The following is a 15,025-nucleotide window of genomic DNA, read 5'->3' on the forward strand; positions in this document are numbered from 1 at the left end:
ATGGAAGCGCTTATGGATCTCGGCGGTGGCTTCAGCACCGCCCTGACACCAACCAACCTGATGATGTGCTTCATCGGCGTGTTTCTCGGGCAGCTGGTGGGGGTGCTGCCGGGCATCGGCCCGTCGGCCGCGATCGCGTTGCTGTTGCCGCTGACCTTCGGCGGCGACCCGACCGCATCGCTGATCATGTTCGCCGGCATCTATTACGGCGCGCAATATGGCGGCACCATCACCTCGGTGCTGATCAGCGTTCCCGGCGAGTCCTCGACGGTGATGACCAGCATCGATGGCTACCAGATGGCCCTCAAGGGGCGGGCCGGTGCCGCGCTCGGCATCGCCGCCATCGGCTCGTTCATCGCCGGCACCATCGCCACGCTGGGGCTCACTTTGCTGGCGCCGCCCTTGGCGCAGGCCGCTTTGGCCTTCGGCCCGCCGGAATATTTCGCGCTGGTGGTGCTGGGCCTTGTCGCGCTTGCGGCGGTCAGCGGGCGTTCGGTGCTGAAGGGCGTGGCGGCCGGCGTCGCCGGGCTGCTGCTGGCGACCATCGGCATAGACCCGCAGAGCGGCGTCTCGCGCTTCGATTTCGGGATGGTGTGGCTGCTCGACGGCATTGAGTTCATCGTCCTCACCGTCGCCCTGTTCGGGGTGGGCGAAGTGCTGGCGACCTGCACCACGGCCTCCGCGCGGCCGGTGGCAGAAGTGAAGAACGTGCTGCCGACGCGGGAGGATTGGCGGCGTAGCCGCATGCCGATCCTGCGCGGCTCCGTTATCGGCTTTCTGGTCGGCGTGCTGCCGGGCACCGGCGCCACCATCGCCAGCTTCATCGCCTACATCATGGAGAAGAAGGTCTCCCGCCACCCCGAGGAGTTCGGCAAGGGCGCCATCGAGGGCGTCGCCGGGCCGGAAGCCTCGAACAACGCCGCCGCCGCCGGCGCGCTGGTGCCGATGTTCGCGCTCGGCGTCCCCGGCTCCGGCACCACCGCCATCATCCTCGGTGCGCTGATCATGTTCGGGCTGAGGCCGGGACCGGAGCTGTTCACCCAGAACGCCGACCTCGTCTGGGCGGTGATCGCCAGCATGTATATCGGCAACGTGCTGCTGCTCATCATGAACCTGCCGCTTGCCGGCCTGTTCGCCCGCCTGCTCAAGGTGCCCTACAAATGGCTCTACCCGCCGATCCTTGCCGTCTGCCTGGTCGGGGTGTTCTCGCAGGCCAACAGCCTCGAGGATTGCTGGCTGGTTGTGGGCTTCGGCGCGCTCGGCTGGGGGATGAAGCGGTTCGACTGGCCGGCCGCGCCCATGGTGCTGGGCCTGGTGCTCGGGCCGATGTTCGAGAGCTCGCTGCGCCAGTCATTGACCATGTCGCACGGCACCGCCTTCATCTTCATCAACCGCCCGATCGCGGCGGCGCTGATGATCGCGGCGGTCCTCTTCATCGCCATCCCGGTCATTGCCGGATATCTCGCCTCCCGTCCGCGCCCGGTGAGCGCAGGAGAAGCCCCATGAACAACGATTTCCGCTCCCGTATCGGCATCGACCTCAACCGCCGGATCGGGCTGGAGCCCGGCCTGGACTGGGCGATCGCCAATGATGTGCGCTTCCTCAATATCTGCCTCGATCCCGATCCGGCATTGCTGGACCCCGCCAATCCCCGCCTTGCCCGCGCGCGGGAGAAGATCGCCGAGGCCGGCATCACGCTGGGCCTGCACACGCTGTCGGCGGTCAATGTCGCCGAGGATTCGCCCTTCCTAAGCGAGGCGACCGATGCCTACCTGACCGCCTATCTGCGCGCCGCGAAGGCCATCGGCGCGGGCTGGGTGATCATGCATGGCGGCTATCATTTCACCGCCGACAAGCGCGAGCGGATGGAGGTCGCCGTCGCCCGGCTCGCCCGCATGAGCGCGATAGCCGAAGACGAGGGCATGACCATCCTGTTGGAGAACATGAACCCGGAGCCCGCCGGCGCCGAGGTCAAGTATCTGGTGCACGACCCCGAGGAGGCGCTTTTCTATTTCGACCGGCTGACCTCGCCGGCGCTGCGCTGGGCCTTCACCACCAACCACGCCCACATGTTGGAATGCGGCATTCGCGGCTTTCTCGACGTGATGGACCTCAGCCGCTGCGGCGAGGTGCGGCTTGCCGACAACCGGGGCGAGATCGAGGAGCATCTCTATCCCGGCACCGGCAACGTCGATTTTGCCGACATCTTCCGCGAGCTGGAGAAGCGGGGCTATCGCGGCCACTACATGCAGGACTATCTCGGCATCGAGGACATGCTGCGCGGCCGCGAGATCATCGCCGATATCGCCGAGCAGTCCATCTCGCGCGAGCCCGTATGAGCGCCGTCTCCGGCCCGCGAAGCCGAAGGCGCGACGTCACTTGCCGCCCTTGGTGACGATGTAGCTGGTGACGACATCCACCACGATGGCCCGGCGTTTGGCCAGCCAGTCCGGCTCGGCGAAATCATGCTGGAACATGCTGCTCAGCGTGTAGCGGTTGGAGACGTGGATGAAGCAGAGGCCGAGGATCGACACGTAAAGGTTCTCGGCGTCCACTTCCTTCAGGAAGATCTTCTCCTTCTGGCCGCGCGCGAGGATGGTGCGCAACTGCTCCAGCAGCGGCCGTGTCATGTAGGGGATGGTGGCGGACCGCCGGGCGGTCCGCCCCATCATCAGGTTCTCGTTCATGATCAGCCGGACGAAATGCGGATCGGTGCTGAGAAAGTCGAAGGTCAGCTCGACCAGCGCCTGCAGCGCCTGGCGCGGATTGGCATGGTCGACATCGAGCGTCTGCTCGCGGTCGCGGATGATCTTGTAGGAAGCCTCCAGCGCGGCGAGGTACAGGTCGTCCTTGTTGCCGAAATAATGGTAGATCATCCCCACATTGGCGGCGGCAGAGGCGGCGATGCGCTCGATGCGGCTGCCGCTGAAGCCGTGCTCAGCGAATTCAGCCATGGCGACTTCAAGAATGCGCTGGCGGGTCGCCGTGGCGTTGCGCTTGGCCGGCATGCGCGCCGGCGCCGGCACGACGGGCGTCTCCGGCTGGTCGTCACCCCTCGCGGGCTTGGCGGATGTCATGGGCGCTCCGGCATGATCGGCAGGCCGGAGAAGGCCCGCACCGCAAGATCCAGCAGATCCACATCCTTGCCGCGCCGCGCCATGATCGACAATGCCACCGGTGCGCCATCCACCGTTCCCACCGGAATGGTGAGCTGCGGCAGGCCGCCGAGCCCGGCGGGGCACAGCAGCTGCATGGCGCGGGCGCGATAGGCGGTCTCGATCTCGGCGGAAGCGGTGGCGCGCAGCGGCGGCAGGCCGGGCGTGGTCGGCAGGCACACCAGCCCCTCGCCGATGGTCGTCGCCAGCGCCGCGGCGATGATGTCGGCCCGAGCCCGCGCCGCCGCGGCCTCTTCCGTGCCGATGAGCCGGGCGGCGGCCAGCCGCTGGCCGACACCGCTGCCGAAGGCCGGCTTCGTCTCGTCGATCCAGCCGCCGAGCGACTGCCAGATTTCCCACGCCTGCACGGTGCGGAAGGTGTCGAGCCATCCCTCGAGGCCGTCCGGGCTCAGCCGGACCGGGGCGGCGGGGCCGAGTAGCCCGGCGAGCCTCTCCACGGCGCCGTCCAGCAGGGCACGGACGTGCGGGTCGCTCTGCGCGAACGCGTCCTGCGCGATCAGCAGGCGGTCGAAGCCGGCCGATGGCGCGGGCCCGAGCAGCACCTCGCCCACCTGCTGCAGCAGGTGGGCGTCGCGGGCGAACCAGCCGACCGTGTCGAAGCGCGGCGCGAAGGGTGCGACGCCGGCGAGTGGAATGGCGCCATGGGTCGGGCGCATGCCGAACAGCCCGCAATAGGCGGCGGGCACCCGTACCGAGCCGCCGCAATCCGTGCCGAGGGCGACGTCCACCAGCCCGGTGGCCACCGCTACGGCGGAGCCGCTGGAGGAGCCGCCGGGCAGTCGGTCGCGGGCGGCGGGGTTGATCGGCATGCCGTAATGGAAATTCTCGCCCGAGATCGAGTAGCAGAGCTCGTCGCTCAGCGTGCGGCCGCACAGGTCGGCGCCGGCCGCCAGCAGGCGCGCCACCGCCTCCGCCGTCGCCGGGGCCGGAGCGTGGGTTGCAAGCCATGCGGGGTGACCGAAGCCGGTGCGGCTGCCCGCGATGTCGAACACGTCCTTTATCGCCAAGGACAGTCCCGACAGCGGGCCCGCCCCGGTGGCGCGAAGGGCCACGTGGTTCTCGTGGCAGAACGCGCCGAAGGGGTCGGCCGGCGGGCGGTCAGGGAGGTCGGCAAGCGGCATGCGTCTGTCTCAGTTGAGCGGCGGGCGATGCAGGGTCGCGGCGGGCCGCGTCAGGGTGCGTCGTCCGCGCTTATAGGCGAACAGGACGGGGGCGAGCTCGGCCACCGCCGCCTCGCTGGTCTGGCAGTCCAGCACGACGAAGTCGGCCGAATTGCCCGGAGCGAGCCCGTAGTCGCGGGCGTTGATCAGCCGGGCCGAGCGCTCGGTGATCATGTTGAAGCATTCGCGCATGTCGGCGGCGGCGCCGATATGGCAGATATTGGCGTTGAGGTTCGCCATGCGCACCAGCGAGCAGTCGCCGAAGGGCGTGAACGGGTTCAGCACGTTGTTGGTCGACAGCGAGCAGTTGACGCCGTGCTGGATCAGCTTGTGGGTGTGGGTGACGCCGCGCGGTTGGTTGCAGTCGCAGTCGCGACCCATCAGGAACAGGTCGGTGGAAGGCAGCACAGTGAGGGCGACGCCGGCATCGCGCAGGCGCCGGGCTGCCGCGTCGAAGCGGGTCGGGCTCGCCCCCGCCAGCTTGGTGACATGGCCGATGGCGGTGCGCCCGCCCCAGCGGTAGCGATCCGCCATGGCGCACACATAATCGAGGTCGAGCGTCTCGGCGCTCGGGCCGAAATCGAGATGCATGTCGATGTCGGCATCGAATTCACGCGCCATCTCGAAGACCCGGTCGATCTGGCCGTGCGGGTCGCTGTCGGTGTAGGGCGCCGCGCCGACCACCCGCGCGCCGTTGTTCAGCGCCGCGATCATCAGCTCGTCCGTACCTGGATTGTTGAGCAGGCCTTCCTGCGGGAAGACGCAGATCTCGATATCGATGGCCCAGCGATATTCCTCGATCAGTGGCCGCACGCCTTCCAGCCCGCGCAGACCGATGCCGGGATCGACCTCCAGCTGGGTGCGCATATGGGTGGTGCCCTGCATCAGGCACTTCTCCAGCGTGCGCTTGCCCCGCGTATAGACGTCTTCCGCCGTGAAGCCGGACTTGGCTGCCGCGACCTCGCTGATGGCTTCCTTCAGGTCGCCATGCTCCGACTGGCAGCGGTCGAGAATGCAGGATTTGTCGAGATGGATATGGCTCTCGACGAAGCCGGGCGAGACGAGCCGCCCGCCGACATCCAGCTCCTCGCCTTCGGCAGTGAGGCCGGCCTCGACAACGGCGATGCGCCCGCGCTCGATGCCGATATCGACCGTGCGCTCGGGCGCGTGGGGCAGGCGGGCATTCCGTACGATCAGGTCCATCGGCGCAGGCTCCTCCGGGCGGGGTTGCGGGCGTGCAGTCAGATATCCAGCGGCATATTTGGCACGGCGAGAACGGCGTCGCGCGTGTCCTCGATGGCCGCGACATCGGCGGCGCTGAAGAGTCTCGGGCCTTCCGCGCAATGGGCGGACACCCAGCCGAACATGTAGCCGTCGCGGCCGATCAGCGGGGCGACCATCTGCGAGCGTGTGCCGAAGACTTCCATCAGCGCCCGCGGCGGCGACAAAGCGGGGTCGGCGAACACGTCCCCCTGTACCAGTGTGCGCCGGTTCGCCTCGATCCAGCGCAGCGTCTTCGCCCGGCGATGGTCGACCGAGGCGCTGGCCATCATCGAGGCGGCGCCGGGGGCCAGCACCTCGGCGCAGGGCACGTTGGCGGAAAGGCCGAGGGCGGGATGGTCGATGCGCACGGTGCAGCGCAGGGCGCCGGTGCGCGCGCGCAGCTCCGCCAGAAGCGGGGCGAAGGCGGCAATGAGGTCGGCGGCGGTGGCGGTCATGGCGTGGGGCTCCCGGCGAGTTCGATGCGCCCTTGCGCGAGGCCGACGCAGAAATGCTTCACGAAGGGTTCGATGGCCGCGAGCTGGGCGCGGCGCGGCGCGTTGGCGGCGAAAATTTCGCGGGCGCGGGCGTTCAGCCGGTCGCGCAGGGCGGGATAGTCGAGGCTGGTCAGCCGCCCGTTCTCCACCACGGTGCGCCCGCCGACCATGACGCGGGTGATGCTGCGGCCCTCCTCGGCGAAGACCAGCTGGTACAGCGCATCGTTCAGCGGGGTGAAGTTCACCGAACCGAGGTCGAGGAAGACGAGGTCGGCCGCGAGGCCCGGGCGGATGTCGCCGATCAGGTCCGCCATGCCCAGCGTCCGGGCGCTGCCGCGCGTCGCCATGGCGAACACGTCGGCCGGGGTGAGCCAGTCGTCGGGATCGAAGGAGGCGGTGCGCGAGAGATAGCAGGCGAGGCGCATCACCTCGAACAGGTTCTGGTGGTCCGAGCAGCTGCAGGCATCGCTGCCGAGCCCCACCTGCACGCCGGCGGCCACCATGGCCGGCACATTGGCGATGCCGCTGCCGAGGCGGAAATTGCTGGACGGGTTGTGGGCGATGGCGGCGCCCCGGCGGCCGAGGAGGGCGAGGTCGTCGCCGTCCAGCCAGATGCCGTGGGCGGCGGTGAAATCGGGGCCGAGAATGCCCAGCCGGTCGAGATGGGCGGTCAGGCTCATGCCGTAGCGGGCCTGCCCCGCGAGCGCCTGGATCTTCGATTCGGCGAGATGCGCGTGCATCGGCGCGCCATATCGGTCGGCCAGCGCGCGGGCGCCGCGCCAGAAATCGTCGGAGCAGTGCAGCGGGATGGTGGGCGCGAGGCCGGGGCGGACCTGCGCCCGGTCGTGCGGCCATTCCGCGAGCACCCGCTCGCAGGCCGCGAGCGCGGTGTCCGAAGAGGCGAGGATGATGGAGTCGACAGCCGCCCGCGCGCCCTCCGGCAGCGCGTCGCGCAGGCCGGGGATGGCCTGCCAGAAGGTGCGGTCGGCGAGCATGGGCGTCACCACCGCCCGCATGCCGGCATCAGCATAGCCGGCGGCGGTGGCGAACATGCCGTCGGGCGAGGGGGTGGGCAGTTCCAGCACCAGATCGTAGCAGGCGGTGCAACCCTTCAGCAGCATCTCGGCGGCCGAGGCCTGCGCCAGCAGATAACGGTCGTCCACATTCTGCCCGCCGCCGGTCCATGGCCCGTTATGCAGGTGCAGCTCCAGCGTCCAGGCCCGTGCCATGCCCTTGGCGATGGCGAGATGGCTGTGGGTGTGGGCGTTCACCAGCCCGGGGGTGATCAGCCGGTCGGTGGCGTCGACGCTCTCGGCCTCGTCCGGCAGCGGCGCCTCCGGGTCGACGATGGCGGCGATGCGGCCATTCTCGATGAGAAGATCGGCCGCGCGGACCGTGCCCTCGGCCGGAAAGGCGATGAGACCGCCGCGGATCGCCTGCGGCCGGGTGGAACGCGCGGTCATGGCCGGTCTCCGGGAAGCACGATGCAGTCGGCGCGGTGGAAGCCGAGCGTGACCGCCGCACCGGGGACGGGCAGGTCGCGGCCGATATTCTTCTCCAGCGACTGCACCAGCGTGCCGTCGGCGAGGCGCGACCAGATGCGCAGGTCGGCGCCGATCGGGTCGTGGCGCTCCACCACGGCGGCGAGGCGGGTGTCGGTGGCGGCGCCGTCCTCCAGCACGGCAAGCCGCTCGGGCCGGATGCACAGCGTCACCCGGCCTTCCGGAACGGTGCCCGGCGCGACGCCGATGCTGCCGAGGGCGGTGGCCACCGTCCCCGCGCCGCCGCCGCGATGGGCGAGCGTGCCGCCGATCCAGTTGGCATGGCCGATGAAATCGGCGGCGAACAATGTCTTCGGGCGCTGGTAGAGGTCCTGCGGGGGGTCGATCTGCTCGATGCGCCCCTTGTTCATCAGCACGATGCGGTCGGCGAGGCCCATTGCTTCCTCCTGGTCGTGCGTCACGATGATGGAGGTGCAGTCGAAGGTCGACAGGATGGTGCGGATTTCCCGCCGCAATTGCAGGCGCAGCTTGGCGTCGAGGTTCGACAGCGGCTCGTCCAGCAGCATGATGTCCGGCCGGGTCACCAGCGCCCGGGCGAGCGCGACGCGCTGCTGCTGGCCGCCGGAGAGCTGGTTCGGCCGGCGCTCCGCAATGCCGGGCAGCTGCACCTGGTCCAGCACCTCGCCGATGCGCCGGCCGATCTCGGCGCGCGGCACGTTGCGGTTCTTCATGCCGAAGGCGATGTTTTGCGCCACGCTCATATGCGGAAACAGCGCGTAATCCTGGAACACCAGCCCGACATTGCGATCATAGGGCTGGCGCAGCGCCATGTCGGCGCCGCCGATGAAGATGCGGCCCTCATCCGCCCACTCGAAGCCGGCGATCATGCGCAATGTCGTGGTCTTGCCGCAGCCCGAGGGTCCGAGCAGGGCGACGATCTCGCCGCGCGCCACCTCGAAGGAGACATTGTCGACCGCCGCCGCGCTGCCGAAGCGCTTGGTGATGTTCTGGAGTTCGAGGACTGCCATGCTCAACGCCCGTATACGCCGCGCCCGACAATCGCATCGAGCCCCGCCAGGCGGTCGAGCAGCACGATCAGCAACACGGTCGCCACGATGAAGATGACCGACAGCGCCGCGATCGTCAGATCGAGATTGGCCCGCATCTGCGCGAGAATCGCCACCGGAAGGGTGAAGGTGAAGGCGTCGGTGAGGAACAGGCTGACGCCGACATCGTCGAAGGAGGTCACGAAGCCGAACACCGCGCCGGCGAAGATGCCGGTGCGCGCCAGCGGCAGGGTGACCTGGGCCAGCGCTTTCCACGGCTTCGCCCCAAGGCTGAGGGCGGCCTCGTAATAGCTCGCCTTGATGCCCACCAGCGACGCCGCCGTGGTGCGCATCACATAGGGAAAGGTGATGAGGATGTGGCCCATGATCAGCCGCGTCATGCCGTCGATGATGCCGAGCCGGCTGGCGAAGATGAGCATGCCGAAGCCGAGCACGACATTGGGCACCACCAGCGGCGAGAGCAGCGCCGCCTGCAGCGCGCCCCGGCCGCGAAAGCTCGCCCGGCTCAGCCCGATGGCGGCGAGGGTGCCGGCCACGGTGGAAACCAGGGTGGCGACGGTGGCGACGATCAGGCTGGTGACCAGGCCGTCATGATAATAGCTGTCGGCCATGAAGCTCTCATACCAGCGCAGCGAAAACTGCGTCGGCGGAAAGGGGCCGATGAAGCCGCGCGCGTCGAAGGACAGCACCACCGCGACCACGATGGGAATCACCGAAAAGGCAATGAACAGCGTGACCAGCGAGAGATAGGCCGCTTCGAACACGGCATCGCCCAGGCGCTTTCCGACCGAGAGCCCGCTCATTTGCCGGCCTCCTGCCAATTGCTGCGCACGAGGTGCAGGAGCCCGTAGAACAGCGTCACCGACACCACCATCATCACGATCGACAGCGCCGCCCCGCCGGGAAAGTTGGCGACCTCGGAAAAGCGGAAATAGATCAGGTTCGAGACGAACAGGATGAAGCCGCGCCCGACCAGCATCGGCACCACCAGATTGCTGATGCAGAAGGCGTAGGCGATGATGCCGGCGGAGAGCAGCCCCGGCAGGCTCATCGCCACGGTGACCTGGAAGAAGGTCTTCCAGCGCGGCGCGCCGAGCGACATCGCCGCTTCTTCAAGGCGCGGATTGATGTTCTGCAGCGTGCCGATGAGCGTGAGGGCGACGAGCGGCAGGGTGGTGTTCATCAGGCCGAGAACCACCATAAGCTCCGCCCCGTCCGGGCTGCTGGGCCGGACCCCGAGCAGGCGGCTGAAGCCGGAGAGCGGCCCGTTCGTGCCGAAGGTCATGGCGATGGCGTAGACCCGCACGATGAGGCTGAGGAACAGCGTGCCCACCAGCCCGCCGATCAGCACGCGGCGCAGGGTGGGCGCCGCGCGGCGCACGATGAAATGCGCCATGGGAAAACCCAGCACCAGCGCGAAGGCCGAGCTGATCAGCCCGACCCGGAAGGTGTCGAGGAAGTAGCGCACATATTCCGGGGCGGCGATCTGGGCGTAATTGTCCAGCGTAAGCGCGCCGGCATCATTGCCGCCGATGCGCCCGCCGATGAACGGCTTCAGGCTTTCATGCCCGAGCGCGAAGAGCGGGCCGAGCAGCAGCGGCGCCATGATGACCAGCGCCGGCCACAGCAGGGCCGCCGTCATTCCCGGCCGCTTCATCGCCGTTCCGCCCGCCCGCGCCATTGCTCAGCCGCGCCGTACCAGCGGAACGATCTCGCGTTCCCAGCGCGCGTTCCACTCGTTCATCACCGAGCCAAGATAGGCGAAATCGGCGAAATAGGCATATTTGGGCAGTTCTTCCGGCGTGTAGTACCAGTCCGCCAGCATCGGGTTGGTCTTGGCGGAAGGCTGGGTCGGGCCGGAGCCGAGATTCATGTTGTAGAGCTCGTTCATCTTCGGTTCGGCGAAGAAATTGGCGAACTCGAAGGCGGCCTTCTCCGGCGCGCCCTTCAGCACGCAGAAGCCTTCATTGTAGAGGAAGCCTTTGTTGTCGGGCATGCGGTTCTTCAGCTTGACGGGGAAGTTCTTGGCGGTGGCGAACCAGCCGCCATTGTTCCAGAATCCGACTGAATATTCACCCGACGCCATGGCGTTGATATACTCGGAATTATTGGTGGCGATCATGCCGATCTGGCCCTTCGCGGCCAGTTCCTTCACCAGGTCCCAGCCCGGCTCGGCGTTCTTCTCGCTGCCGCCGCGCTGGATGGCGCAGCTGACGATGAACAGGCCGGTGAGGCCGATGGGGTAGGGGACGCAGAGCTTGCCCTTGAATTCAGGGCGCAGCAGGTCCTCGACCGAGGTGAAGCCGCCGGGCAGCATGTCCTCGCGATAGCCCCAGAACGCGCCGGCCGTCGACAGCGGCACGGACATCTTCTGTCCCTTGTCGTTCTTCTGGATGAACTGGTCGGGGATGGTTTTGAGGTTGGTGACGATGCTCTCGTCGATCGGCAGCAGCCAGTCTTCCTTGATCATGGCACGGAACACCGGGTCCCACACCGACAGCACATTGTACTGGGTGTTGGGCCAGACCGCCTTGATCTTGGCGACGACGGCCGCCGCGCCGCCCGAATGCAGCTCCCAGGCGATCTGCGTCGGGTTGGTCTTGTTGAAATCGGCGGTGATCTGCTTGGACACCTCGATCCAGTTCGCCCCCCATTGCACCACCAGCAGCCGGTCGGCGGCGCGGGCGGGGGTGATGAGGCCGCCGGTCAGCACGCCGGTGGCGGCGAGGCCGGTGCCGGTCAACGCGGCGCGATTGAAGGCTCTGCGGGTCATCGACATGGGGCGGCTCCGATGCGCGGGGCGCGTTAAGGGCTCAAGGGCGATGCAATTAAGTGTTTACTTAGTCTGTAGCGCGCGGCGCGGGCCGTAAAGCCGAATGATTGGTCGGGCGTTTGCACTGTAAATGGCTGTCGCGACTGACTTTTTAGAGATGCGGGCAGGCGCTGCGCGCCGGCTGGGCAGGGGCTGCCCAAAATTCGATCTGCGGCACGGGTCAGCCCCTCAACCGCCCTCACTCTTGAGCGTACGCATCACCGCCTCGCCGGTCAGGCGGTTGTGCTCCTCCAGCCGTTCGGCGAGATCGAGCCGCGCCCGGGCGCGGAACGCCACCATGATGCCCTCGTGCTCGCCGAAGGACTGGGCGACGCGCGCGGGGTTCTCATTGACCACGAAGCGCAGCCGCAGCACCCGCTTCTGCAGATTGTCATAGGTCTGCAGCAGGATGGGGTTCTGCGTCGACGCCGCCAGCGCGCGGTGGAATTCCTGGTTGAGCGCGGTGTAGGCGGCCGGGTCGGGAGGGTGGCCCAGCGCGGCATGTGCCTGCTCGATCCGCCGGGCGTCCTCGGCCGTTGCCCGCACCGCCGCAAGGCGGCCGATCGTGTGCTCGACCGAGCCCTTCATCTCGAACAGATGCGCCACCTCCACCGGGTCGATGGGCGCGACGATGGAGCCGCGGTTGGGCCGCAGCTCGATGAAGCCCTCGGCCGCGAGCACCTTCAGCGCCTCGCGCAGCGGCGTGCGCGAAATGCCGAAGCGCAGGCAGAGCTGCGCCTCCGGGATGCGCGCGCCGTCGCTGAGTTCGCCGTTCAGCAGCACGGCGCGCAGCTTGGTGACGATCTGTTCGTGCAGCGTGCCCGCCTCTTCCGGCGCGGTCGTCGGGCTCGCCATCGACATCACCGCGCCGGACGTGCCATGCCCGCCGGCGGGGGTGCGGCGAACAGCGAGCCGAAGGGGGCGAGCGCGTCGGTGGCAACGCCCATCGCCTGCAGGCAGCCCCACAGCGTGGTGCTGACGGAATCGAACACCGGGATGCCCAGCGCCCGTTCCACCTGCGCGCCCACCAGAGCGCCACGCATATTGGTGCAGACGATGGCGATGGCGTCCGGCGCGGCGCCGGAAACCTCGGCGCACATCTGCCCGATGCGGTCCTCGTCGATCTCGGCGAAGGAGAAATTGTCGGAGAGCCCGCAATGCGCGCCCGCCACAACCTCGACGCCGATGGAGGCGTAGTTGGCGACGATGCGCTCGCCGACATCGCCGGTATAGGGCGTCACCAGCCCCAGCCGCTTCACGCCGCGCGCCGCAATCAGCCGGTTGAGGCTCAGGATGGCGCTGGTCGCCTTCACGCCGGTGCGGGCGTGGATTTCGGCGCAGAGCCGCTCGTCGGTGTCGAAGCCGAGCCAGCTTGCCGAGGTGCCGTTCCAGGCGATGATGTCGGTGTGCGCATCCGCGAGCAATTCGGCGGCGGCGAGGATGGGCTCCTGGCGGAACTGCTCCGAGGCGCTGTCGTCGAGCGCGATGCGCGTCACCCGGAACCGCCCGAAATGCGCCGAGACCTTCGGGAACAGCGGCTCCAGCATCCGCGCCGTATAGGGCTCCAGCACGGTGTTGGAGGAGGGCGTCAGCATGCCGATCAGGTGCCGGGGGGAGGGGACGACATTTTGCATTCAAAAATGACCCGACATGAGCGGCGTTGAGCAGACGGCGTCGCGCGCGTCTCATCGCTGGCGGCGCCGGTCTCTCTTGGTCTTGCCCTGAGTGCCGGCGTTCGTCAATCCGGTTCAACAGATCTGAATAGACGCTTTTGCATCGTTTTTGCGCAGGGTGTGGCGCGCCGTGCGGCACGCGGCCGCTTCGGCTTCCCGCGCGCTGCCTACAATTTGGTATTTAAGTGAACACTTAGTTGTTGCAGACTTCAGGCACGATAATGAATTCAAAAAATCCTTCCAGGAGCCGTGTCATGCGCTTGTCGATCCTGCTGACCACCGCGCTTTCCGCTGCCTTGCTCGTCGCCGCGCCGGCTCTGCTCCCGGCGCCCGCCGTGGCGCAGGAGGGCAAGACCTTCCGCTACGCCTACCGCGTCGACCCCGCCTCGCTCGACCCGCACGCGCTGGCCGAGACCTTCACCCTGTCCTGGCTCGGGCAGGTCTATGAGCCGCTGGTCGGGCGCGGCAAGAAGCTGGAGCTGGTGCCGGCGCTCGCCACCAAATGGGAGCAGCCGGAACCCAATGTGTGGCGCTTCCATCTGCGCGAGGGCGTGACGTTCGCCGACGGCACGCCGCTGACCGCCGACGACGTGATTTTCTCGCTGCAGCGGGTGAAGAAGGACGGCTCCGACATGGCCTATACGGTGGCCTCGGTGACCGACATCAAGAAGGTGGACGACCACACGGTCGACCTCGTCATGGGCAAGCCCAACCCGATCCTGCCGGTGCAGATCACCTCCACCTACATCATGAGCAAGGCCTGGGCGGAGAAGAACGGTGCGACGGCGCCGGCGAGCGTGAAGGCCAAGGTCGAGAACTTCGCCTCCACCAACGCCAACGGCACCGGGCCGTTCATGATCGCCTCGCGCCAGGCCGGGGTGAAGACCGAGCTGGTGCCCAACCCGAACTGGTGGGGCGAGAAGACCTCCAACGTCGCCAAGGTGGTGTTCACGCCGATCCAGTCCGACGCCACCCGCGTCGCCGCCCTGCTCTCGGGCGAGGTCGACATGGTCTACCCGGTGCCGCAGCAGGACGTCGCGCGCATCGAGAGCTCCGACGGCGCGCAGGTGCTCAAGGGCGCCGAGCTGCGCACCATGTTCCTCAACATGGACCAGCACCGCGACGAGCTGCAGAACTCCGACGTGAAGGGCAAGAACCCCTTCAAGGACAGGAAGGTGCGCCAGGCGGTCTATCAGGCGATCGACATGAACGCGATCCGCGACCGCATCATGGGCGGCACCTCGCACATCGCCGGCACCATGATCGCGCCGGGCATCAATGGCTATGACGCCAAGCTCGACGCCCGGGCCGCGCCCTACGACCCCGAGGCATCGAAGAAGCTGCTGGCCGAGGCCGGCTATCCCGACGGCTTCACCTTCACCATGGACTGTTCCAACGACCGCTACGTGAATGACGAGCGCATCTGCCAGGCCATTGTCGGCATGCTCGGCCGTGTCGGCCTGAAGGTGACGCTGAACGCGCAGACCCGCTCCAAATTCTTCGAGAAGGTGCTGGCCCGCGACACCTCCTTCGCCATGCTCGGCTGGCAGCCGCTGAGCTACGACGCCCATTCGACGCTTCAGGACACCATGAACACGCCGGTGGAGAAGGTCGGCACCTACAATATCGGCAACTACTCCAACCCCAAGGTCGACGCGCTGACGCAGAAGATCGAGGTCGAAATCGACCCCGCCACCCGCAACGCCATGATCGCCGAGGCGATGACTCTCGACAAGGAAGACTACGGCCACATCCCGGTGCATCAGGCCGGCCTCGCCTGGGGCGTGCGCAAGGGCGTGAAGGTCGTCCAGCGCTCGGATGACAGCTTGGAGCTGAAATGGGTCAACGTCGACTGACCGCGTGACGGGGAGGCCGCGA

14 protein-coding genes are annotated in these 15,025 nt (G+C 67.8%); 3 read left to right on the forward strand and 11 right to left on the reverse strand.

What is annotated here, in order from left to right:
• Together ACQY76_RS08785 and ACQY76_RS08790 are read left to right on the forward strand one after the other, a co-directional pair.
• On the forward strand, positions 1-1,506 hold the full coding sequence (locus ACQY76_RS08785) for a tripartite tricarboxylate transporter permease (protein ID WP_428032496.1): 1,506 nt from the start codon (positions 1-3) through the stop codon (positions 1,504-1,506).
• Positions 1,503-2,339, forward strand: a complete 837-nt coding sequence (locus tag ACQY76_RS08790) for a sugar phosphate isomerase/epimerase family protein (RefSeq protein ID WP_428032497.1) — start codon at positions 1,503-1,505, stop codon at positions 2,337-2,339. The genes ACQY76_RS08785 and ACQY76_RS08790 overlap by 4 nt, the downstream gene beginning before the upstream one ends.
• 36 nt (positions 2,340-2,375) lie before the next feature.
• On the opposite strand, the gene ACQY76_RS08795 is transcribed toward ACQY76_RS08790, so the two are convergent.
• From ACQY76_RS08795 to ACQY76_RS08845, 11 genes are all read right to left on the reverse strand, one after another.
• Positions 2,376-3,077: a TetR/AcrR family transcriptional regulator gene (locus tag ACQY76_RS08795; protein WP_428032498.1), complete on the reverse strand. Its 702-nt coding sequence runs from the start codon at positions 3,075-3,077 to the stop codon at positions 2,376-2,378.
• Positions 3,074-4,297 (reverse strand): amidase, encoded by a 1,224-nt coding sequence (locus ACQY76_RS08800; RefSeq protein WP_428032499.1) that lies wholly within the window; start codon positions 4,295-4,297, stop codon positions 3,074-3,076. The genes ACQY76_RS08795 and ACQY76_RS08800 overlap by 4 nt, the downstream gene beginning before the upstream one ends.
• 9 nt (positions 4,298-4,306) lie before the next feature.
• Positions 4,307-5,539, reverse strand: coding sequence for an amidohydrolase family protein (locus tag ACQY76_RS08805; RefSeq protein WP_428032500.1), 1,233 nt, complete (start codon positions 5,537-5,539; stop codon positions 4,307-4,309).
• Positions 5,540-5,577: 38 nt separating this feature from the next.
• Positions 5,578-6,054 carry a GAF domain-containing protein gene (locus ACQY76_RS08810; protein WP_428032501.1) on the reverse strand — a complete coding sequence of 159 codons (477 nt, stop codon included), beginning with the start codon at positions 6,052-6,054 and terminating at the stop codon, positions 5,578-5,580.
• Entirely contained in the window at positions 6,051-7,556 is a 1,506-nt protein-coding gene (locus ACQY76_RS08815; RefSeq protein ID WP_428032502.1) for an amidohydrolase family protein, read from the reverse strand. Before ACQY76_RS08815 ends, ACQY76_RS08810 begins: the two co-directional genes overlap by 4 nt.
• Positions 7,553-8,623, reverse strand: coding sequence for an ABC transporter ATP-binding protein (locus ACQY76_RS08820; protein WP_428032503.1), 1,071 nt, complete (start codon positions 8,621-8,623; stop codon positions 7,553-7,555). Before ACQY76_RS08820 ends, ACQY76_RS08815 begins: the two co-directional genes overlap by 4 nt.
• Before the next feature lie 2 nt (positions 8,624-8,625).
• Entirely contained in the window at positions 8,626-9,465 is an 840-nt protein-coding gene (locus ACQY76_RS08825) for an ABC transporter permease (protein ID WP_428032504.1), read from the reverse strand.
• Positions 9,462-10,304, reverse strand: coding sequence for an ABC transporter permease (locus ACQY76_RS08830; protein ID WP_428032505.1), 843 nt, complete (start codon positions 10,302-10,304; stop codon positions 9,462-9,464). Before ACQY76_RS08830 ends, ACQY76_RS08825 begins: the two co-directional genes overlap by 4 nt.
• A 42-nt stretch (positions 10,305-10,346) precedes the next feature.
• On the reverse strand, positions 10,347-11,441 hold the full coding sequence (locus ACQY76_RS08835) for an extracellular solute-binding protein (protein ID WP_428032506.1): 1,095 nt from the start codon (positions 11,439-11,441) through the stop codon (positions 10,347-10,349).
• A gap of 222 nt (positions 11,442-11,663) precedes the next feature.
• Entirely contained in the window at positions 11,664-12,329 is a 666-nt protein-coding gene (locus tag ACQY76_RS08840; protein WP_428032507.1) for a GntR family transcriptional regulator, read from the reverse strand.
• A gap of 5 nt (positions 12,330-12,334) precedes the next feature.
• Positions 12,335-13,108: a maleate cis-trans isomerase family protein gene (locus ACQY76_RS08845; protein ID WP_428032508.1), complete on the reverse strand. Its 774-nt coding sequence runs from the start codon at positions 13,106-13,108 to the stop codon at positions 12,335-12,337.
• Between the two features lie 293 nt (positions 13,109-13,401).
• Between ACQY76_RS08845 and ACQY76_RS08850 the strand changes: the two genes are divergently transcribed.
• Entirely contained in the window at positions 13,402-15,003 is a 1,602-nt protein-coding gene (locus ACQY76_RS08850) for an ABC transporter substrate-binding protein (protein ID WP_428032509.1), read from the forward strand.
• Positions 15,004-15,025 lie beyond the last annotated feature (22 nt).

Origin of the sequence: Ancylobacter sp. (genome assembly GCF_965279025.1) — a bacterium.
Lineage (GTDB): Bacteria > Pseudomonadota > Alphaproteobacteria > Rhizobiales > Xanthobacteraceae > Ancylobacter.

Coding starts and splice junctions, on each gene's coding strand:
- ACQY76_RS08810 (WP_428032501.1), bottom strand. CDS start 6,054: ATGACCGCCACCGCCGCCGACCTCATTGCCGCCTTCGCCCCGCTTCTG.
- ACQY76_RS08795 (WP_428032498.1), bottom strand. CDS start 3,077: ATGACATCCGCCAAGCCCGCGAGGGGTGACGACCAGCCGGAGACGCCC.
- ACQY76_RS08850 (WP_428032509.1), top strand. CDS start 13,402: ATGCGCTTGTCGATCCTGCTGACCACCGCGCTTTCCGCTGCCTTGCTC.
- ACQY76_RS08840 (WP_428032507.1), bottom strand. CDS start 12,329: ATGGCGAGCCCGACGACCGCGCCGGAAGAGGCGGGCACGCTGCACGAA.
- ACQY76_RS08815 (WP_428032502.1), bottom strand. CDS start 7,556: ATGACCGCGCGTTCCACCCGGCCGCAGGCGATCCGCGGCGGTCTCATC.
- ACQY76_RS08785 (WP_428032496.1), top strand. CDS start 1: ATGGAAGCGCTTATGGATCTCGGCGGTGGCTTCAGCACCGCCCTGACA.
- ACQY76_RS08835 (WP_428032506.1), bottom strand. CDS start 11,441: ATGTCGATGACCCGCAGAGCCTTCAATCGCGCCGCGTTGACCGGCACC.
- ACQY76_RS08825 (WP_428032504.1), bottom strand. CDS start 9,465: ATGAGCGGGCTCTCGGTCGGAAAGCGCCTGGGCGATGCCGTGTTCGAA.
- ACQY76_RS08820 (WP_428032503.1), bottom strand. CDS start 8,623: ATGGCAGTCCTCGAACTCCAGAACATCACCAAGCGCTTCGGCAGCGCG.
- ACQY76_RS08800 (WP_428032499.1), bottom strand. CDS start 4,297: ATGCCGCTTGCCGACCTCCCTGACCGCCCGCCGGCCGACCCCTTCGGC.
- ACQY76_RS08790 (WP_428032497.1), top strand. CDS start 1,503: ATGAACAACGATTTCCGCTCCCGTATCGGCATCGACCTCAACCGCCGG.
- ACQY76_RS08845 (WP_428032508.1), bottom strand. CDS start 13,108: ATGCAAAATGTCGTCCCCTCCCCCCGGCACCTGATCGGCATGCTGACG.
- ACQY76_RS08805 (WP_428032500.1), bottom strand. CDS start 5,539: ATGGACCTGATCGTACGGAATGCCCGCCTGCCCCACGCGCCCGAGCGC.
- ACQY76_RS08830 (WP_428032505.1), bottom strand. CDS start 10,304: ATGACGGCGGCCCTGCTGTGGCCGGCGCTGGTCATCATGGCGCCGCTG.